Origin of the sequence: Microbulbifer epialgicus (genome assembly GCF_041447265.1) — a bacterium.
Classification (GTDB): Bacteria; Pseudomonadota; Gammaproteobacteria; order Pseudomonadales; family Cellvibrionaceae; genus Microbulbifer; species Microbulbifer epialgicus.
Genome location: NZ_JBGMEK010000030.1, coordinates 36,145 through 55,706, shown reverse-complemented (window position 1 = coordinate 55,706; position 19,562 = coordinate 36,145). Strand labels below are relative to the sequence as shown.

16 protein-coding genes are annotated in these 19,562 nt (G+C 52.9%); 3 read left to right on the top strand and 13 right to left on the bottom strand.

Annotated elements, in window-relative coordinates; all coding sequences use genetic code 11:
* Positions 1-277: 277 nt before the first annotated feature.
* On the top strand, positions 278-1,258 hold the full coding sequence (locus tag ACCI49_RS13830; RefSeq protein WP_371839606.1) for an integron integrase: 981 nt from the start codon (positions 278-280) through the stop codon (positions 1,256-1,258).
* Between the two features lie 22 nt (positions 1,259-1,280).
* On the opposite strand, the gene ACCI49_RS13825 is transcribed toward ACCI49_RS13830, so the two are convergent.
* From ACCI49_RS13825 to ACCI49_RS13775, 11 genes are all read right to left on the bottom strand, one after another.
* Entirely contained in the window at positions 1,281-1,745 is a 465-nt protein-coding gene (locus ACCI49_RS13825; protein ID WP_371839605.1) for a thioesterase family protein, read from the bottom strand.
* A complete protein-coding gene (sthA, locus tag ACCI49_RS13820) occupies positions 1,742-3,139 on the bottom strand; it encodes a Si-specific NAD(P)(+) transhydrogenase (RefSeq protein ID WP_371839609.1) in 1,398 nt (465 codons plus the stop codon). Before sthA ends, ACCI49_RS13825 begins: the two co-directional genes overlap by 4 nt.
* 144 nt (positions 3,140-3,283) lie before the next feature.
* Positions 3,284-3,526, bottom strand: a complete 243-nt coding sequence (gene nqrM / locus ACCI49_RS13815) for a (Na+)-NQR maturation NqrM (RefSeq protein WP_371839603.1) — start codon at positions 3,524-3,526, stop codon at positions 3,284-3,286.
* Positions 3,526-4,584, bottom strand: coding sequence for an FAD:protein FMN transferase (locus ACCI49_RS13810; RefSeq protein WP_371839602.1), 1,059 nt, complete (start codon positions 4,582-4,584; stop codon positions 3,526-3,528). Before ACCI49_RS13810 ends, nqrM begins: the two co-directional genes overlap by 1 nt.
* A 14-nt stretch (positions 4,585-4,598) precedes the next feature.
* Positions 4,599-5,825, bottom strand: coding sequence for an NADH:ubiquinone reductase (Na(+)-transporting) subunit F (gene nqrF / locus ACCI49_RS13805; RefSeq protein WP_371839601.1), 1,227 nt, complete (start codon positions 5,823-5,825; stop codon positions 4,599-4,601).
* An 18-nt stretch (positions 5,826-5,843) separates the two neighbouring features.
* The gene (gene nqrE, locus ACCI49_RS13800; protein WP_020413086.1) at positions 5,844-6,452 is read right to left on the bottom strand and encodes an NADH:ubiquinone reductase (Na(+)-transporting) subunit E; all 609 of its coding nucleotides are present in this window, start codon (positions 6,450-6,452) and stop codon (positions 5,844-5,846) included.
* A gap of 3 nt (positions 6,453-6,455) precedes the next feature.
* The gene (locus tag ACCI49_RS13795) at positions 6,456-7,112 is read right to left on the bottom strand and encodes an NADH:ubiquinone reductase (Na(+)-transporting) subunit D (RefSeq protein WP_371839600.1); all 657 of its coding nucleotides are present in this window, start codon (positions 7,110-7,112) and stop codon (positions 6,456-6,458) included.
* 2 nt (positions 7,113-7,114) lie between these two features.
* A complete protein-coding gene (locus ACCI49_RS13790) occupies positions 7,115-7,897 on the bottom strand; it encodes a Na(+)-translocating NADH-quinone reductase subunit C (RefSeq protein WP_371839599.1) in 783 nt (260 codons plus the stop codon).
* Entirely contained in the window at positions 7,890-9,101 is a 1,212-nt protein-coding gene (locus ACCI49_RS13785) for an NADH:ubiquinone reductase (Na(+)-transporting) subunit B (RefSeq protein ID WP_371839598.1), read from the bottom strand. Before ACCI49_RS13785 ends, ACCI49_RS13790 begins: the two co-directional genes overlap by 8 nt.
* A gap of 2 nt (positions 9,102-9,103) precedes the next feature.
* A complete protein-coding gene (locus ACCI49_RS13780; RefSeq protein WP_371839597.1) occupies positions 9,104-10,444 on the bottom strand; it encodes a Na(+)-translocating NADH-quinone reductase subunit A in 1,341 nt (446 codons plus the stop codon).
* Between the two features lie 394 nt (positions 10,445-10,838).
* Positions 10,839-12,302: a glyceraldehyde-3-phosphate dehydrogenase gene (locus ACCI49_RS13775; RefSeq protein WP_371839608.1), complete on the bottom strand. Its 1,464-nt coding sequence runs from the start codon at positions 12,300-12,302 to the stop codon at positions 10,839-10,841.
* A gap of 302 nt (positions 12,303-12,604) precedes the next feature.
* On the opposite strand from ACCI49_RS13775, the gene mfd reads away from it, so the two are divergent.
* Positions 12,605-16,084, top strand: coding sequence for a transcription-repair coupling factor (gene mfd, locus ACCI49_RS13770; RefSeq protein ID WP_371839596.1), 3,480 nt, complete (start codon positions 12,605-12,607; stop codon positions 16,082-16,084).
* Between the two features lie 138 nt (positions 16,085-16,222).
* Positions 16,223-17,209 (top strand): CsiV family protein, encoded by a 987-nt coding sequence (locus tag ACCI49_RS13765; protein ID WP_371839595.1) that lies wholly within the window; start codon positions 16,223-16,225, stop codon positions 17,207-17,209.
* 676 nt (positions 17,210-17,885) lie between these two features.
* Here the strand turns inward: ACCI49_RS13765 and ACCI49_RS13760 are convergent.
* Entirely contained in the window at positions 17,886-18,101 is a 216-nt protein-coding gene (locus ACCI49_RS13760; RefSeq protein WP_346839895.1) for a cold-shock protein, read from the bottom strand.
* A gap of 298 nt (positions 18,102-18,399) precedes the next feature.
* On the bottom strand, positions 18,400-19,506 hold the full coding sequence (locus tag ACCI49_RS13755; protein WP_371839593.1) for a mechanosensitive ion channel family protein: 1,107 nt from the start codon (positions 19,504-19,506) through the stop codon (positions 18,400-18,402).
* Between the last annotated feature and the right edge of the window lie 56 nt (positions 19,507-19,562).

Below are 19,562 nucleotides of genomic sequence, written 5' to 3'. Positions count from 1 at the left end.
AAACTTCCTCAAAGGCACAGTGGGTGATGCGATAAATCTCCTCATGGCTGCGTGTGCCTGGAATTTGAGAAAATGGATGATCAGGGCGCTGGAGGCGTTTTTTTGTGCCCTAAAAAATCGTTTTCACCTATTTTTATGATCTTAAATCCGTTCCGGCTAATAATACGGATATTTTACTTACGTTTTGGAAGGTGGATTTAGTCCGAATCGCCCCGTAAACCCTCATTACACCGTGCTGGAGGTAAGTGTTTGGTTTTTTTCAGGGCCGACTACTTAAATGGACGATATCCCTTTACCCATCAGCCAAAAATCCTCTCGATTTATGGACCGCTTGCGGATTTTTATGCGATCGAAGTATTTGGCTTACAAAACAGAACAAACCTACTGCTATTGGGTTAAGGACTTTATTCGCTTTAACCGGATGCGCCACCCGGAAAGGTTAGGCAAAACAGAGGTAAATAACTGGCTCAGTCATCTAGCTGCTAATCGATCTGTATCAGTCAATACCCAAAAGACAGCTTTGAATGCGGTGATCTTTTTATATAAGCAGTTTATGGGTGTTGAGCTGGGTGAACTCAAATTTGATAGCAGTCGTCGTCCGCGGCGGCTGCCGGTAGTTTTCAGCCATGAAGAAGCGACAGAAATTTTGGACAGGCTTACTGGCACAGCAAAACTTGCCACATCACTAATGTATGGCTCTGGCCTCAGGGTAATGGAAGCTGTGCGGCTTAGGGTTAAAGATATTGATTTTACAGAGCAGTGCCTTTTCGTGAGGGAGTCCAAGGGGGAGAAATGCAGAAGAACCCTACTCCCCAAGTCCCTCATAAATCCCTTGAAAGCTCAAATTTGTTATGCACTCTCGGTTCATCAGCAGGATCTTAATGAGGGGTATGGAGAGGTCTATCTCCCCTTCGCACTGACCAGGAAATACCCAAAAGCTGCGATTAGCCCCGCCTGGCAATATATATTCCCGGCCAAAGAGCGCTCTAGAGACCCTCGTAGCGAGGTCATACGAAGGCATCACATCGGTGAGCAGCAGCTAAGGCGGGCGGTAGCCAAGGCTGTTCTCAGTTCAGGAATACGGAAAAAGGCCAGTTGCCATACCTTTCGCCATTCATTCGCGACCAACTTACTGAAATCTGGCTCGGACATTCGCAATATTCAGGAGCTGCTTGGCCACAGTGATATCAGTACTACGATGATCTACACCCACGTCATCGGAGTACATGAACGCGGTATTACCAGCCCACTGGACTAGGCTGAAATAGTCATCCCTCCTATTAATAAAGGAAGGTTGCAGTCCCAGTCGCTATTAATTCATCCTTGTCATTACTTAATTCCATACGCGTAACCACCAGCTTGTTGCCAGTGCGCAGGATAGAACCTTCACAGAGAAAGTGCTCCCCCCTGCCCGGCTTTAGGTAATCCACACGCATATCCACGGTGCCAAGCTTATATAAGCGATCGGCTTTTTCCTTCCAGTGTACGTCGCCCATACGTTGGTAGGCGGCAACCATAGCAGTGAGGCCACCTACGGTGTCCAGGGCGGTGGCGATTACGCCACCGTGCAGAATTTTTTTCCACACATTGCCAATCAGTTCCGGGCGCAGATCAAAGCCTGCTGAAAGCGTCAGTGCTTCCAGGTCGAGGGAGCGCATTTCAAGTCCAATTTGTTGGTTAAAAGGGATCTGCTCAAAGAACCCTTTTATCAGTTCCTGAAACTCATGTGGTGAAGGTTCTGTCATAGCCGCGCAACCCGATTGAGCCCATCCAATGCGGCACTACGGTACGCCTCGGCCATAGTTGGATAATTAAAAGTGGTGTTAACGAAATAATCGATCGTATTGTTTGGTGCAGGCTGTTTCATAATGGCCTGGCCAATATGCACAATCTCTGCAGCCTCGGCACCAAAGCAGTGAATACCCAGAATCTCATGGGTTTCAATATGGAACAGGATCTTTAACATGCCCACGCGCTCGCCGGAGATCTGAGCACGTGCTGTGTGCTTGAAGAGTGCACGGCCAACTTCATAAGGTACTTTGGCCGCGGTCAGTTCGGATTCGGTCTTACCGACTGAGGAAATTTCCGGAAGGGTATAAATACCTGTAGGTGCATCTTCGATGACACGGTGGCCACGCCCGGCAATGGCTGCCGCCACAGCGCGCCCCTGATCATAAGAGGCGCTAGCCAGGCTGGGCCAGCCAATCACATCCCCCACCGCGTAAATATTTTCCACTTGGGTACAGTAGTGATCGTCTACGCTTAGCTGGCCGCGGTGGTTGGCTTCGAGGCCGACGTTTTCCAGGCCCAGGGAACTGGTATTGCCGGTACGGCCATTACACCAAAGCAGTGCATCGGCATGAATACGCTTGCCGGACTGCATCTCCATAATCACGCCCTGTTCGTTGGGCAGTACCTGGGCATATTCTTCCTGGTGGCGAACGGTTACGCCCATATCACGCAGGTGGTAGCTCAACGCATCGGAGATCTCATCATCAAGGAACTCCAGCAAACTGTTGCGGGTATTGATCAAGTCAACCTTCACACCCAAGCCGGCAAAAATTGATGCGTATTCACAGCCGATCACGCCCGCACCGTAAATCATAATGGAGTGCGGGGTGTGCTGCATGTCCAAAATCATATCGCTATCGTAGACACGCTCGTGATCAAAATTCACATCTGCCGGGCGATACGGGCGGGAGCCGGTAGCAATAATAAATTTCTTTGCGGTGACAATTTCCGTAGCACCATCCGGCAGTTGTACTTCCACGCTGTTGGTATCTCGGAACTTGGCTTCGCCGACGATGAGCTCAACTCGGTTGCGTGCATAAAAGGCGGTGTGCATTTCCACTTGGTAGGAAATGACCTTGTTGACCGTCTGCATCACCTGCGGAAAAGTAAGGCGACGAGGTTCACCCAATGCGCGAAATACGCTTTGAGTGTTGTACCGCATTAGCTGTTTGACCGAATGGCGCAATGCCTTGGAAGGAATAGTGCCCTTGTGGGTACAGTTGCCTCCAACGACCTGACGCTTTTCAATAACCGCTGCGCGCATGCCTTTTTTAGCGGCGCTCATAGCGGCAGCCTCACCTGCCGGGCCCGAACCAATTACAACCAGATCAAACTTTTGCTCTGCCATCAACTGCTCTATTTCTATTTCCAAACGGAGCAAGTGGCCGAATACTGCCACACACTCAATATTTAATTTACGGTTATCAACACAGGTTGTGCCAATGACATAAAACAACAAGCCCGTTGATCACGGGCTTGGGAAGAAAGCTGCTTACTTACGCTTGGTGGCGTCATAAGCGAGATCTTCGGTGGCCATCTTTTTCTGGCGCTGGCGCTCTTGCTCTTTTTCACATTCGTCGTCGTCACCACCACAAATGGCACAGTCCTGCTTCATGCCAATATTATTGAGACCACCACAGGAGCCCTTCAGGGGTTTGTTTTGAACCATGGCTCCGAGTGCCATCCCAGCAACGACCAGTAGCATGGCAACAAATGCAAATATATAGATTGTCACTACTCAGACCTCTCAAGATAAGGGGCAAAAGCGGTGCTATACCGCTCTTCAAATCCCTTGTCAGTTTTCACCAGCATAAAAACAGCCAGCTTTTCGCGCTCCGCCAAAGCCATTCCCGCTTCGGCCCCAAGTACATTCAGTGCAGTGGCCAAGCCATCTGCCTCGGCACAGGTATCCGCAACTACGGTTACGGAAGCCAACCGGTGTTTTAATGGTCGCCCTGTGCGCGGGTCGATACTGTGCGCATAGCGCACACCGTCACGTTCATAGTAATTGCGATAGTCACCGCTAGTAGCCACCGCTTCACCACTGACATCTATGGGCTGCTGAACCATCTGCCCCATTGAGTCAGGCGACTCGATGCCGATTCGCCAGGTTTTACCCTTTGGATTCACGCCGAGGGTACGCAGTTCACCACCGATTTCGACCAGATAGTTACGGATTCCCTGTTGCTCCAGCAGCATTGCAATCCGGTCTACACCGTGCCCTTTGGCGATGGCCGACAGGTCAATCTCCACCGGACGCTGACGAGTAATGGTATCCGGCTCACGAGTCACCTTAAGTGCATCAGAACCGATGAGCTGTTGCAGACGGGCAATATCAGCATCTGAGGGAATCTGCTCAGGCTCTGGTTGGGGACCAAAACCCCACAGGTTCACCAGGGGCCCGACAGTCACCTCAAAGGCGCCATCGCTGCGGCGGTAGATATCCAGGGACATCTGTACAACATCGGCGAGCGGTTCGCTAACCGGGATGGCCTCGCCCACAGGGCTGCGGTTGAAGCGCATCAGCTCGGAGTCATGGATGTAGGTGGACATCTCCTGGTTGACCTGCTGCAGCTCGCTATCGATCAGCGTCTGCAATTGGCTGCGCTCAATACTTCGGGGAACGTCGACAGCCGTGATGTGATAAGTGGTCCCCATGGTGCGGCCACTGAGCTGCCAATTCTCCGGAGCTGGAGTACAGGCAGAAAAAATTACAGCCACACAAAGCAAAAACAGGGCCGGAAGAACGGGCCCTGTTTTTGTTTTTTTCGGGGCTTTGATTGCGTTTAGCAAGCTAAGCTCTCCGTTTAACCACCGAAGTCATCGAGGAGGATGTTCTCATCCTCTACGCCCAAGTCTTTGAGCATATTGATTACTGCGGCATTCATCATGGGTGGCCCACACATGTAGTACTCACAGTCCTCTGGAGCCGGGTGGTCTTTCAGGTAGTTTTCATACACCACGTTGTGAATGAAACCTGTGTATCCCGTCCAATTGTCCTCCGGCTGCGGGTCGGACAGGGCAATATGCCACTGGAAATTATCGAACTCGGAAGCCAGACCGTTGTAGTCATCTTCGTAGAACATCTCGCGCAGGGAGCGAGCGCCGTACCAGAAGCTGATCTTGCGCTTGGAGTTCAGGCGCTTGAGCTGGTCGAAGATATGTGAACGCATCGGCGCCATACCGGCACCACCACCGATAAAGACCATCTCGTTATCGGTTTCCTTGGCGAAGAACTCACCGAAGGGTCCGTATACCTTGATCTTGTCACCGGGCTTGAGGCTAAACACATAGGAAGACATCTGGCCCGGCGGTACACCTTCGGTGCGCGGCGGCGGAGTCGCGATACGGATGTTGAACTTAACAACACCCTTCTCTTCCGGATAGTTAGCCATGGAGTAGGCACGTACCACAGGCTCAGTCACTTTGGACTCCAGCTTGAAGAAGCCGAAATGCTCCCAGTCACCGCGGTACTGCTCTTCCACATCGAAGTCGGCAAATTTTACATGGTGCGCCGGGGCTTCCAGCTGCACGTAGCCGCCCGCACGGAAGTCGACGTTTTCACCTTCGGGCAGACGCAGGGTCAGCTCTTTAATAAAGGTGGCTACGTTGGGGTTGGATTCCACAGTGCACTCCCACTGCTTCACACCAAATACTTCTTCCGGTACTTCGATTTCCATATCTTGCTTTACAGCAACCTGACAGGAAAGACGCTTACCTTCCTTCGCGTCGCGCGGGGTGAAGTGTGCTGCTTCGGTGGGCAGCATATCACCACCACCGGCAGTCACTTTACATACACACTGCGCGCAGCTGCCGCCGCCACCACAGGCGGAGGCCAGGAACAGGTTATTGGCAGCCAGGGTTTGCAGCAGCTTGCCGCCGGCCGGTACGGTGAGGGTTTTCTCGCCGTTAACCAGGATGTTGACGTTGCCGGTGTTTACCAGGCGCGAGCGGGCCACAAGGATCACCGCTACCAGCGCCAGTACGATGACGGTAAACATCGCTACGCCGAGGATAATTTCAATATTATTCATACGATTGCCTTCCCCCGCTTAGATATCGATGCCGCCGAAGGACATGAAGCCCAGGGACATCAGACCAACAGTTACGAAGGTAATGCCCAGACCTTTCAGGCCATCGGGTACATCGCTGTACTTCAGCTTTTCGCGAATACCGGCCAGCGCGGTAATCGCCAGGGCCCAGCCGAGGCCGGCACCGAAGCCGTAGGCAACACTTTCACCAAAGGCGTACTCGCGCTCCACCATGAACAGGGAGGCACCCATAATGGCGCAGTTCACGGTAATCAGCGGTAGGAATACACCCAGCGCGTTATAGAGAGCCGGTACGTATTTATCCAGGAACATCTCCAGGATCTGTACCAGCGCCGCGATAACGCCGATGTAAGACAGCAGGCCAAGGAAGCTCAGGTCCACGTCGGGGTAACCGGCCCAGGCCAGCGCACCGTCTTTCAGCAAGTAGGTGTAGATCAGGTTGTTCACTGGTACTGTCAGAGTCAGTACCACGATAACCGCTACACCCAGGCCGATTGCAGCTTCGATCTTCTTCGATACAGCAAGGAAGGTACACATGCCGAGGAAGAAGGCCAGCGCCATGTTTTCGACGAAAACAGCGCGGATAATCAAAGAAATATAATGTTCCACGGATTAGGCCTCCTGCGCTTGGGTATTAGGCGCAATCTTGAACTCATCTTCTTCAACCTGTGCCGGTTTCCAGGCACGGATCGCCCAGATAAACAGGCCGATCAGGAAGAATGCACTGGGCGGCAACAGCAGCAGGCCATTGGGGATATACCAGCCACCATTGCTCACGGTGGTCAGAATATCCACACCAAACAGTTTGCCGGCGCCGAAGAGTTCACGGACTACCGCAAGGCCAATCAGGATTACGCTGTAACCCAGGCCGTTACCGAGACCGTCGAAGAAGCTGGGCAGCGGCGGGTTCTTCATAGCGAAGGCTTCCGCACGTCCCATCACGATACAGTTGGTAATAATCAGGCCAACGAATACAGACAGCTGTTTGGAGATGTCGTAAGCCAGGGCCTTGATTAGCTGGTCGACCAAGATTACCAGGGAGGCAATCACGGTCATCTGTACGATGATACGGATGCTGTTGGGAATCTGGCTGCGGATCAGGGATACCGCAACGTTTGAACAGGCCACAACCGAGGTCAGGGCGACACACATTACCAGGGTGACCTGCAGCGAGCTGGTGACAGCCAGTGCAGAGCAGATACCCAGGATCTGCAGCGCGATCGGGTTGTTATTAAAAATCGGCTCTAGCAGAGTCTCTTTGATTTTCATGCTTATGCCTCCCCTGCTTTCAGGTTTTTCAGGAAGGGACCATAACCCTGGTTACCCAACCAGAAGTTCACCAGGTTATCCACGCCCTTACTGGTCAGAGTCGCACCGGACAGGCCGTCTACTTCGTGAATCGCATCGGGGCTGTCAGGGTTTACCTGCCCCTTGATTACGTTGATGTCGACATTGCCATCAGTATCGAAGACTTTCTTGCCAATCCACTGGGCTTTCCAGTTGGGATTGTCCACTTCGCCACCAAGTCCGGGAGTTTCCTTGTGTTCGTAGAAGCCGAGGCCAGCTACGGTGTCGAGGTTGCTCTCCAGCGCGAGGAAACCGTACAAGGTACCCCACAGGCCGTAACCACGGATAGGCAGGATGATCTTGTCCAGCTTGCCATCTTTCTCTACCAGGTAAACTTCTTTAGTGTTTTCCCGACGGATAATTTTGGCGATGTCCTCGTCAGTCGGCAGTTTTTCACTGTCGGATGGGATCTTGGCTGCAGCGCGACCACTGCCGCCAGCCGGAGCCTGGTCGGTAAACTTGCCAGTATTCAAGTCGACATATTTGATCTGAATATCAGCGAAGGCCTTCTCAACTTCAGCTTTACTCACGTGGGAATCTTTGAGCAGGCCCCCAGCCATCAGAACATTGCGCTTCATGTCCAGCTCGGCATTGGCCTGCTGGGCAGGCTTCAGCATTACCGCAGCAGTGGAAACCACTACGGAGCACACCAGGCACATTACCAGCGCGACAATCAGAGTACCTGTTACGGAATCTTTATTAGCCACGTGCCAACCTCCGTTTGATATTGGACTGCACCACAAAGTGGTCAAACAGCGGAGCGAACAGGTTGGCGAACAGGATCGCCAGCATCATGCCTTCCGGGAAGGCCGGGTTCACTACACGAATCAGGACAACCATCACACCGATCAGGATGCCGTACCACCAGCGGCCAGTATCGGTCATTGCAGCGGATACAGGGTCGGTAGTCATAAAGATCAGGCCGAAGGCAAAACCGCCCACAACCAGGTGCCAATACCAGGGTACCTGGAACATCGGGTTGGTCTCGGAGCCGATCATGTTGAACATGAAAGAAGTGGCCATCATACCCAACAGAGTGCCGGCAACGATGCGCCAGCTGGCGATCTTCATGCCCATCAGGATTACACCGGCAATCAGAATAGCCAGGGTAGAAGTTTCACCAATGGAACCGTGTATCTTGCCAAAGAAAGCGTCGAACCAAGTCACCTGACCAACAGCAGCATTCACGATACCATTCTGGATGCCTTCGCTAGCCATTACAGACAGCGCGGTAGCGCCGGTGTAACCGTCAACGGCCGTCCATACGGCATCGCCAGACATGGCTGCCGGGTAGGCAAAGAATACGAATGCACGGCCGGTAAGTGCCGGATTAAGGAAGTTTTTGCCAGTACCGCCGAAGACTTCTTTACCAATTACCACACCGAAGCTGATACCCATTGCCACCATCCACAGCGGCAGATCCGGCGGACAGGCCAAGGCAAACAGGATGGAGGTTACGAAGAATCCTTCGTTCACTTCGTGGCCGCGCACTGAAGCAAACAATACTTCCCAGAAGATACCAACTGCGAAGGTCACAATGTAAATCGGCAGGAAGTACATGGCGCCGTAGACAAAGTTGTCCCACAGGCTCGCCGGGTTATAGGCAGAAACCGCACCAATAATCGCATGGCGCCAGCCGGATAGTTCCGGGTTGGTCATCCCTTCGAGAATGGTGTTGGCCTGAAAACCAATATTCCACATGCCGTAGAAGGCCGGAATCATGGCACAGGCCCACACGGTAATCATGATACGCTTCAGGTCGATACCATCGCGCACATGGGAGGTGGTCCTGGTTTTATCGGCCGGCTGGAACAGAGCAGTATCAATGGCCTCAAAGAGGGCATAGAGCTTCTCGAACTTGCCGCCTTTGTGGAATTTTGGTTCGATCGAATCGAGGAATTTACGCAACATACTTACCCCTCCTTCTCAATACGGGTCAGGTTGTCCCGCAAAATGGGGCCGTACTCGTACTTGCCCGGACACACAAAAGTGCACAGCGCCAGATCTTCCTCGTCCAGCTCCAGAGCACCCAGTTTCTGGGCCATAGCCGTATCACCCACGATCAGGGAACGCAGCAGCTGGGTCGGCAACACGTCCAGCGGCATTACAGCTTCATAGGTACCAATCGGCACCATGGCACGTTCAGAGCCGTTGGCGCTGGTGGTGAAATTGAACAGCTTGTTTTTGAACAGGCGCGACAGGTAGATCGGAAATACAGAAAAACGCTTGTTACCCGCACGCATATAGTGCAGGAATGGACGCTCATCACCCTCTTCCAGAACAGAAACCTGGTTGTGGTAACGGCCCAAATAAGCCAGGGGGCCTTCAGCCGTGCGGCCGCCAAATACAGAGCCGGAGATAACGCGGTCGTCATTACCTTTCAGCTCACCAGCAGTCAGAGTCTCCAGGCTGGCGCCGACACGGGTACGCAACAGGCGCGGCTGTTTGACCTGCGGGCCCGCCAGGGAGACTACGCGATCAGTGAACAGCTTACCGGTGGTAAACAATTTGCCTACCGCGATCACATCCTGGTAATTAATGGTAAATACACTGCGGGAACCGGAGACCGGGCTCAAGTAGTGGATATGGGTACCGGAAAGACCTGCAGGGTGGGGGCCGGCAAAGGCTTCGCGGCGGATATTGCCGGCGCTCGGTACAGGGATATCTGCATCGGGGGCAGTACAGACATAGGTGGTTTCTGCCAGCTTGGAGAGGATCTCGACCCCCTGAGAGAAAGCCTTGGGGTTCTCGGCAATCACCACTTCCGGGTTGGCGGCCAGCGGGTTGGTGTCCATCGCATTGATAAACACAGCTGCCGGCTCAGCGTCCAGAGCGGGAACGCGGCTGAACGGGCGAGTGCGCAGTGCGGTCCACATGCCGGACTCAACCAGGTTCTCAACGACCTGTTCGCGAGTCAGGCCAGACAGCTTATCTACGCCATAGCTTTGGAACTGTTCTGCTGCATCGCCGTCTATCCCTATCACAACGGATTGCAGCACGCGGCGTGCACCGCGGTTAATGGCAATGATACGGCCCGCAGCCGGCGCTGTGTAGCGCACGCCTTCGGTCTTCTTATCGCTGAACAGTAGCTGACCAAGATTGACGCGATCCCCTACAGCCACTGCCATTGTCGGCTTCATCCCGTGGTAATCGGGGCCGAGAACAGCAACGGTCTTGATCGCAGGTCCTTTGTGGATGACCTGCTCGGGCGCGCCGGATATGGGTAAGTCCAATCCCCGACGGATCTTTCTCATACGCCTATGCCTAAGTTTCTAGTTTAAAAAATTGCAATACAGCTCATGGGTCCAGGTCCGGACTGATCTCCAGTCGATTCTGGGCTGGTAAGCTACACTGTGGAATTCCGTGCTGCGGGGGCTTATACCGTTTTCACCCTTAGACCGGGCGGAAGGAAGCTAACTAGGATTTGCGCGCGCTAACTTCTCGGCGCACGGTCGCCCCGCAAAATCGCGCGCATTATAAAGATGAGGCAGAGGCTTTACCAGTCTGGAAGCGCTCAAAGTGGCACTTAGATAGGAAATTTCTACTGAAAAAACAGGGATTTGGGGAGATCTGGGCGGGCGACGGCCTGAGCCGCCCGCCCCTTGCGATCATCCTCTGGGACCGATCGCAGGATCTTAGCTTGACGCTTTAGTCTTTTTTCGGGAACAGCTCGTAGCGGACACCAGCCATATCTTCCAGGCAGCGAACCACCTGACAGCTGTAACCAAACTCGTTGTCGTACCAGCAGTAGAGCACGGCATTTTTCCCGTCAACGATAGTCGCATTGGAATCGAATACGCAGGCGCGGCGGGAGCCGACAAAATCACTGGACACTACTTCCGGGGAGTTGGTGTAGTCGATCTGCTGGCGTAGCGGAGAGTGCAGAGCCACTTCGCGCATGTAATCGTTCAATTCCTCCTTGGTGGCCTCTTTACCCAGGTTCAGATTGAGGATCGCCATGGAAACATTTGGAGTCGGAACACGAATCGCATTACCAGTGAGCTTACCCTTCAACTCTGGCAATGCCTTGGCAACCGCCTTGGCCGCACCGGTTTCTGTCAGAACCATGTTCAGCGCAGCAGCACGGCCGCGACGCTCGCCTTTGTGGTAGTTGTCAATCAGGTTCTGGTCATTGGTGTAGGCGTGTACGGTTTCCACGTGGCCGTGCTCCACCCCGTAGCCGTCCATCATTGCCTTCAGTACTGGCACAATGGCGTTGGTGGTACAAGAGGCAGCTGACAGAACTTTATCTTCCGGCTTGATATCGCCGTTGTTGATGCCGTAAACGATATTCTTGATATCGCCCTTGCCCGGCGCGGTCAGGATCACCTTGGAAGCGCCAGGGCTTTGCAGGTGCTGACTCAGACCTTCTTCATCACGCCATACACCGGTGCTGTCCACGATGATGGCATCGTTAATACCATGCTCGGTGTAATCCACTTCCTGCGGTGAGCTGGCGTAGATAATCTTGATCTCGTTACCATTGCAGATCAGGGAGTTGGTTTCCTCATCTACACGGATAGTACCCTGGAAAGCACCGTGCACTGAGTCGCGACGCAACAGAGAGGCGCGCTTCACCAGATCGTTCGGAGCCTTGCCCTTACGCAATACAATGGCGCGCAGGCGCAGTACGTCGCCACTACCAGCTTTATCTACCAGCAGGCGTGCCACCAGGCGACCAATACGGCCGAAGCCGTAGATCACAACATCTTTCGGCTCAGGCAGAGGCGTCCCTGCACCCTCGGCATCCGCCAACTCTTCACGCACAAACTCATCAACGGACAAGCTGCGGTCATCGCGCATAAACTTGTTGGTCAGGGTTCCCAGGTCGATATGTACGGGACCTAGATCCATTTTGCTGATAGCTTCAAGCACCGGGAAGGTTTCAAACTCAGAGAGTTCATTTTCCTCAACCTGACGCACAAAGCGGTGCGCTTTCATAATGCTCAAAACTGAGCGGTTAACCAGGTTGCGGCCGTACATATAAATACCGACGTTGCGCTCGCGGTTGAGCTTTCCGATCATCGGGATCATGGATTCGGCCAGCGCTTCACGCTGCTTCCAGTCCTTGAAAAAGTCCGCGGGCTTCGGTCGCTTCTGAGTCACTGTCAGACACCTCTGCAATGTGTTTAATAGGCAGGAAATCTCGGCCTGATACCTCATCAAGGCCGAGTGGCTGCGCATTATCATTATTCGCCTATAGCTGTGCAACTGGGCAAAAAAAAACCTGAAAAATGTAGTAAAACTACCTTTTCATTATCTACTCGCAAGCTGTCGCGTAATCTAAAAAAAGCGTAGCCGTTCGAGATCGAACGCACAGGTGGAGTTAACATAGACTGCTTTCCAACCCTTTCACGGCTACAATAGCCGCTCCTGGCACCACAGCAAATGAAAGCGCGGATATATAAGGAAAGATGACGGATATACAGCCCCTAACTCCCCCTAAGTTTCGCAGCGGCAATGACCGGCAATTCTGGGGGCAACTGCATGGCGCAGCGGCCGCACTTGCCGTATTAAACGCAGCTCGCAACAGTAATTCCCCCACGCTGCTGATCACCCGAGATAGCCTGGAGGCGCACCGGTTAGAGGTGCAATTGGAATTTTTTAACAAACCTCGGCGAGATGACGGCTCGGAAGAGCCTCTCGAAATTTTTCATTTCCCCGACTGGGAGATTCTTCCCTACGATACCTTCTCACCCCACCAGGACATCATTTCCGATCGCCTTGCCACCCTTTACCGATTACCACAAATGGGCAGTGGTATCGTGATAGTGCCGGTAAGCACCCTGATGCACCGCCTACCCCCGTGCGATTACATTGCCGGCAATGCCTTGATCCTGAACGAGGGGCAACAGTTTGATATCGACACCCAGCGGCGCTTATTGGAGCAGGCCGGCTATCACTGCGTGGACACCGTTTACGAGCATGGTGAATTTGCCGTGCGCGGCTCCTTAATGGATATATTCCCCATGGGCAGCCCCCTGCCCTACCGTATCGATTTGTTTGACGATGAGATTGAGTCCCTGCGCACCTTCGACCCAGAAACCCAGCGCACCGTGGATAAGGTGGAAACCATTCACCTGCTTCCCGCACGGGAATTTCCCATGCATAAAGCCGGCCTTTCCGGCTTCCTGCAGAACTGGCATGAGCAGTTTCAGGCCGATCCGAGCCTGGTGCCTATCTACCAGGATATCAGTGCCGGCATAGCCCCAGCAGGTATTGAGTACTATCTACCCCTGTTCTTCGATAACAATTGCGCAAATTTATTTGATTACCTGCCCGAGAATAGCCAAGCATTTGTGCAGGGAGATATCCAGGCATCGATTGAAAACTTCTGGCGCGAGGTCGGCAATCGCTATGAGAGCCGTCGCGGCGACCTGACCCGCCCCATATTGCAACCCCGCCAGATCCTTCTCGATATCGATGAGTTTAACGGTGCCCTCAAGTCCATGCCGAGAGCCATCTTCTCCGCCGAAACACTGCCGGAAAGCCAGGGCAACTACAATTTTGCCACCCTGGTACCGCCGACCCTACCCGTAGATGGTAAAGCTGAACAACCCATGGCAGCTCTGGAAAGCTACCTGATGGAATACTCCGGGCGGGTGCTTTTCTGCGCGGAAAGTGGCGGGCGCCGTGAGGCATTGCTGGAACTACTGAAGGGCATTCGCCTGACTCCCCCAGCCTTTGCCAGCTGGGAGGCGTTCCTGAAAAGTAAAGAATCCATTGGCATCACTGTCGCCCCCATTGATCAGGGAATGCTGCTTGCCGATCCTGCCATCAACCTGATCGCCGAGCCGCAACTGTTTGGCGAGCGGGTACTGCAACAGCGCCGCCGCAAGAAAGCCAAGGATGACGCAGACAACGCAGTTAAAAACCTGGCGGAGCTACGCATAGGCGCTCCTGTAGTACATATTGATCACGGCGTGGGACGCTATCGCGGTCTGCAACACTTGGAAATCGACGGGCAACCAGCTGAGTTCCTGACCCTGGAATACGCCAATGAGGCCAAGCTCTATGTGCCCGTGGCCAGCCTGCATCTGATCAGCCGCTACTCCGGAGCTGATGAAGCCCTGGCACCATTGCATAAAATGGGTAGTGAACAGTGGCAGAAAGCCAAGCGCAAAGCCGCTGAAAAAGTGCGCGATGCCGCCGCAGAACTCCTTGATATCTACGCGCGCCGGGAGGCGCGAGTCGGCCATGCCTTTGCGGATCCCAAACTGGCCTATCGCGAATTCTCTGCAGGCTTCCCCTTTGAGGAAACGCCAGACCAGCAGCAGGCAATTGAATCCGTGATTGGCGATATGTTGTCAAAGAAACCCATGGACCGACTGGTGTGTGGCGATGTTGGCTTTGGGAAAACTGAAGTCGCTATGCGCGCAGCTTTTGTCGCCGCCCATGCTGGAAAGCAAGTCGCCATGCTGGTACCCACCACCCTACTCGCCCAGCAGCATTTCCAATCTTTCCAGGACCGCTTTGCCGACTGGCCTATCAATATTGAAGTGATTTCCCGCTTCCGCTCCGGCAAGGAGGTGGACAGCGTGAAGGACAAAGTCGCGAGCGGCAAGGTGGATATCCTGGTCGGCACCCACAAGCTGTTGCAAAGTGACCTGGACTTTAAAAATCTGGGACTGCTGATTATTGATGAAGAGCACCGCTTTGGTGTACGCCAGAAAGAGCGCCTCAAGAGCCTGCGTGCAGAGGTGGACATCCTCAACCTGACTGCCACACCGATTCCACGTACTTTGAACATGGCGATGGCTGGTATTCGCGACCTCTCCGTGATTGCCACTCCACCGGCGCGCCGCCTATCGGTAAAGACCTTTGTGCGCGAGCGCGATGACGCCCTAGTAAAGGAGGCCATTCTCCGGGAAATTCTGCGTGGTGGTCAGGTGTATTTCCTGCACAACGAAGTCAAGAGCATCGAGCGTATTGCCCGGGAACTACAGGAACTGATTCCCGAGGCCCGCATTGGTATTGGTCACGGGCAGATGCGCGAGCGCGAGTTGGAGCAGGTCATGAGTGACTTTTATCATAAACGCTTCAACGTATTGGTATGTACCACCATTATTGAGACGGGTATCGACGTACCCACTGCCAATACCATACTGATCGAGCGCGCTGATAAATTCGGCCTGGCTCAGCTACACCAGCTGCGCGGCCGGGTGGGACGCTCCCATCACCAAGCCTACGCCTACTTACTAACCCCCAACAAACGCTCGATGACCGGTGATGCCATCAAGCGGCTGGAAGCCATTAGCGAGGCCCAGGACCTCGGTGCGGGCTTTACCCTGGCGACGCACGATCTGGAAATCCGTGGTGCCGGTGAGTTACTCGGTGAAGAGCAGAGTGGGCAGATCCAGAGTGTCGGCTTCAACCTGTATATGGAAATGCTGGACCAAGCGGTGAAAGCAATTCGCGAGGGGCGCACACCGAACATTGATGACCCCCTGGAATCCCCGGCAGTAGACGTGGACCTGAGAGTGCCAGCACTAATCCCCGAGGACTACTTACCCGACGTACACGGACGCCTGATGATGTACAAGCGCATCGCCAATGCCGCCGATCGCCAACAGCTCAAGGAACTGCAGGTGGAGATGATCGACCGCTTCGGCTTGTTGCCTGAGCCAGTAAAGCATTTGTTCCGCACCACAGAAATCAAGCTGAAGGCGGATAAAATGGGCATTCGCAAACTGGAGGCCTCAGCAGTGAGGGGTCGAATTGAGTTCGCCGAAAACACCCAGGTGGACCCGCTGACTCTGGTCAAATTGGTACAAACCCAGCCCGGACGCTACCAGTTGGCGGGCGCCAATCAGCTGAACTTCAGCCTGGATGAAGAAGGCCCGGACTACAAGCTTCAGGAAATCAATGAAGTGTTGGAGCGGCTGGCACAGTGATACTATCCCCGCAATCAGTGAGCTGATTGATCGACAGGGGCGCAGCCCCCTGCCAAAATCACCGGCACCAACAACTGGTTGCGGGCCTCTCCACAAGGTACCGACAACAGAATGATGACAAGTGGTAACCCCATGACCATGACAAGGATTACTCGCCTCTGCTCCACCCTGGCCCTGGCCCTAGCCACCGCTGGCACCCAGGCGGCCAACTATGCCGGCAGCACCTTCGAAATTGAAATGATTATCTTCGAACGTCCCCAGGGTATGGCACGGACTAATGAAACCTGGCCAGCAAGCCCACGCCTGGAGTACCCCTCCCGCTGGGTGGATTTCGAGACTCAAAATAAAAATGCACCAGTCACCACCGAAACGCTTTTCTTGGCTGAGCCTGAAGCTGACCTCGGTGGAGAATTGGCTAAAGAGGAGGAACTCCGGGGCCTTGAATCAGCGGACTTTAGCAGTGACGAAACAAAGGAGAGACCACTTTCCAGCCTGCTCCTCTCCCCCGCACCCACAATACTGGATAACAAAGCAAGTGCCCTGGCAAGGGGTGGCGACAAAGTCCTATTTCATAAAGCCTGGCGGCAGGTACTAAAGCAAAAGCGTAACTCCCCCGCGATCCTGATTGACGGTGGGGACAGCTTCCAGGGGTATAATCAACTGGGCGGCTCTGTAACACTGAGCGTGTCTCGCTACCTGCACATCAGCACCAATCTTTGGCTGAGTGATTTTTCCACGGCTGCGACAGCAGAGGAAGGTATATTACTACCCAGGCGCCCCCGCGCCGCTGCCGAAACTCCCCTAAGGGTATTAAGCTCAGCGCAACCGGCAAATAATAACGGCTCCTATGACGGCCTGGCGTTACAAGAAGACAAGTACTCCCTTGGGAACTACGAGCCCATCACCTTGGGAGAGCCCCAGCTGGAGACTGAGCAAGCGGTCTATGTTGCCCACGCAGCCCGGTTACAGCACGAGCGTCGTTTACGCAGTGGCCAATTACACTACATTGACCATCCCGCTTTTGGCATCCTGATAGAAATCCGTGCAGTAGCCAAACCAAAAGAGGAAAATAACAAAGATACCCCGATTAATGAGAACAACGTTACAAATATGAAAACCCAATAAAATAAAAATATTACATTACTAAAATTACTACTGGGTCAGAAGGAAAGAATACACTGCACTCGATACGCGCTGTGAATACATCCCTGTAAGTTCGTAATCGGCATCCATGCCTCATACGGTTCCGGACGCAGTGTGTTCTTTCTTTCCCTCTTTTTAGTATAAACAGCTCCACTAACATGCAAGCCTGCAAAAATTTATTCGATACCAGAAAACAATAAAGTTGAACAACCACCACCCATAATCATGGAATAGGTTAGATCCGGCCATATGTAAACCACCCGTTCCATAACAGTCAAAAAATCCGGTTTTTATTGCCCTAGCATTTACCCAATAAAAGAATAGAGTTTTCTAAATTCCACCAGTCGAAATAGCCTCTAAAAACATCAAATAAGTTTCAATTTTTTAGAACCACCCAATGAATATTCATCGGATTCAACAAACTGAACTGTAAGAAAATAAGCCGGCATACAGCAAAGACGAGTATCCAAACCAAAAGGAGATATCAAGTCACAATAAAAAATATCTGCTCACCAGCAGGGAAAAAAAATAAGAGCAGAGATGGGAAATAGAAAAGCGAGCCAACCAGCCCGCCTTTCCAGAGGCGCTGGCAGAGCAGGCAGTAGGAAATCCGCACAACTCTACACGACAACAGTTCTTTCAACGAGCGATCCGAGAATCACTCACAGGGAACAACATCTTCCGCCAGCAGTCCTTTGTCACCTTGTTGCATTTCAAACTCTACCGACTGTCCCTCGTTAAGAGTTTTATAACCCTCACCGCGAATGCTGCGATAGTGAACAAAAATGTCTTCAGTTCCTTCTCCACAGGTGATGAAGCCATAACCCCGTGCGTTATTAAACCACTTCACAGTACCTGTAACGCGATCACTCATTGAGAAAACCTCATTATTGTTATTGCGCCTACCTCTATTACCTCATTACTGCATTCGGCAAGAGGGGCAAACGCCACCCCATTGTTAACAGACTGCTCCATGCAGAATGCTATCTTGCTTAACCCTTTAGGCAGATCCCCAAAGGACGTAACCTGATTCTTAGATAAAACAGCGCCAGTGTCTAGGTTTCTATGTGAAATAAATACTACGTTTTTACCAATATGCGTAATTAACCGTCAAAATTTCACACAGCCCCATATATAAACTAACCATATGTACCTTATTGCACTCCCGATACTCAACTGTCTAACGCGGCCTCTCGCGCTAATGAAGGAATATCAGCAATATGCACTGTCGAGGTCGGGAACGCGCAGGATGCACCATGCCTTTCCACGATTTTAAGGATAGTTAACAGTACATCCTGTTTAATCTCATGATATCGCACCCAATCGGTGGTTCTGGTAAAGGTATATATAAAGAAATCCAGCGAAGAGGCAGCAAAACTGTTGAAGTTGACTATCAGGGTCCGGTTAGAATCTATTTCGGGGTGCTGCTGTAACATATTCTTAACATCAGCCACTATCACCGCCATCAAGTGGGCGTCTTCATAGCGAATGCCTATGGTCTCAAAGATTCTGCGGTTGAGCATCCTTGAGGGGTTCTCTACAGAAATCTGGGTGAACACACCGTTTGGCACATATACCGGGCGCATATCGAAAGTGCGTATGCGGGTCAGTCGCCAGCCGATATCCTCGACCGTCCCCTCGATCTCCTTATCCGGAGAGCGTATCCAATCTCCAACCGCAAAGGGGCGATCCAGGTAGATCATCAGGCCACCAAAGAAGTTGGCCAGCAGATCCTTGGCTGCAAAACCCACCGCCAGACCACCAATCCCACCGAAGGCCAGCACCCCACTGACGCTGTAGCCGAGGAACTGCATAATCACTATACCGGCTGTGATGGCGATAGATGTCCTCACCAGTTTACCGATCGCCCTCACCGTAGTGGCATCCATCGGCTTGCCAATATAGCGGGGATTACACAGGTTACGCTCCGCGCTATGGGAAAAGCGCCAAGCAAACCAGGAGAGCACGAAGATTAGCCCTATTTCCCGCGCCGGCTCAGCCAGAGAGAAAATTTCAGCCCCGGTAGCCTTCCCTGCACGCTGTGCGGCAATAGTCAGCCCTAATAGCCACACAAGCACCTGCCCAGGCGGGGACAGAGCGCCAACCAAGGCGTCATCCCAGGGATTGACGGTCTTCTCTGCCCGTACAGCCAAGCGCTGTACAAAACGACCAAAGATCCAGGCCCCCAATACAGAAACCAACACTATGAGGAAAACCCATACTATCCAGACATGGTTTTCACCAAGCCACGACAACAGTATGCTTTCTACGGATTCCACGAATACCCCCTCCGCTTTTTAAAATCAGGCCCGGTACCACTATTGCTTTCTCGGCT

What these genes read in the sequence shown, in the direction of transcription:
- ACCI49_RS13780 (WP_371839597.1), bottom strand. Translation starts at nt 10,444, where the DNA reads ATGAGAAAGATCCGTCGGGGATTGGACTTACCCATATCCGGCGCGCCC.
- ACCI49_RS13785 (WP_371839598.1), bottom strand. Translation starts at nt 9,101, where the DNA reads ATGTTGCGTAAATTCCTCGATTCGATCGAACCAAAATTCCACAAAGGC.
- ACCI49_RS13830 (WP_371839606.1), top strand. Translation starts at nt 278, where the DNA reads ATGGACGATATCCCTTTACCCATCAGCCAAAAATCCTCTCGATTTATG.
- ACCI49_RS13760 (WP_346839895.1), bottom strand. Translation starts at nt 18,101, where the DNA reads ATGAGTGATCGCGTTACAGGTACTGTGAAGTGGTTTAATAACGCACGG.
- nqrF (WP_371839601.1), bottom strand. Translation starts at nt 5,825, where the DNA reads ATGAATAATATTGAAATTATCCTCGGCGTAGCGATGTTTACCGTCATC.
- mfd (WP_371839596.1), top strand. Translation starts at nt 12,605, where the DNA reads ATGACGGATATACAGCCCCTAACTCCCCCTAAGTTTCGCAGCGGCAAT.
- ACCI49_RS13825 (WP_371839605.1), bottom strand. Translation starts at nt 1,745, where the DNA reads ATGACAGAACCTTCACCACATGAGTTTCAGGAACTGATAAAAGGGTTC.
- ACCI49_RS13765 (WP_371839595.1), top strand. Translation starts at nt 16,223, where the DNA reads ATGACAAGGATTACTCGCCTCTGCTCCACCCTGGCCCTGGCCCTAGCC.
- sthA (WP_371839609.1), bottom strand. Translation starts at nt 3,139, where the DNA reads ATGGCAGAGCAAAAGTTTGATCTGGTTGTAATTGGTTCGGGCCCGGCA.
- ACCI49_RS13795 (WP_371839600.1), bottom strand. Translation starts at nt 7,112, where the DNA reads ATGAAAATCAAAGAGACTCTGCTAGAGCCGATTTTTAATAACAACCCG.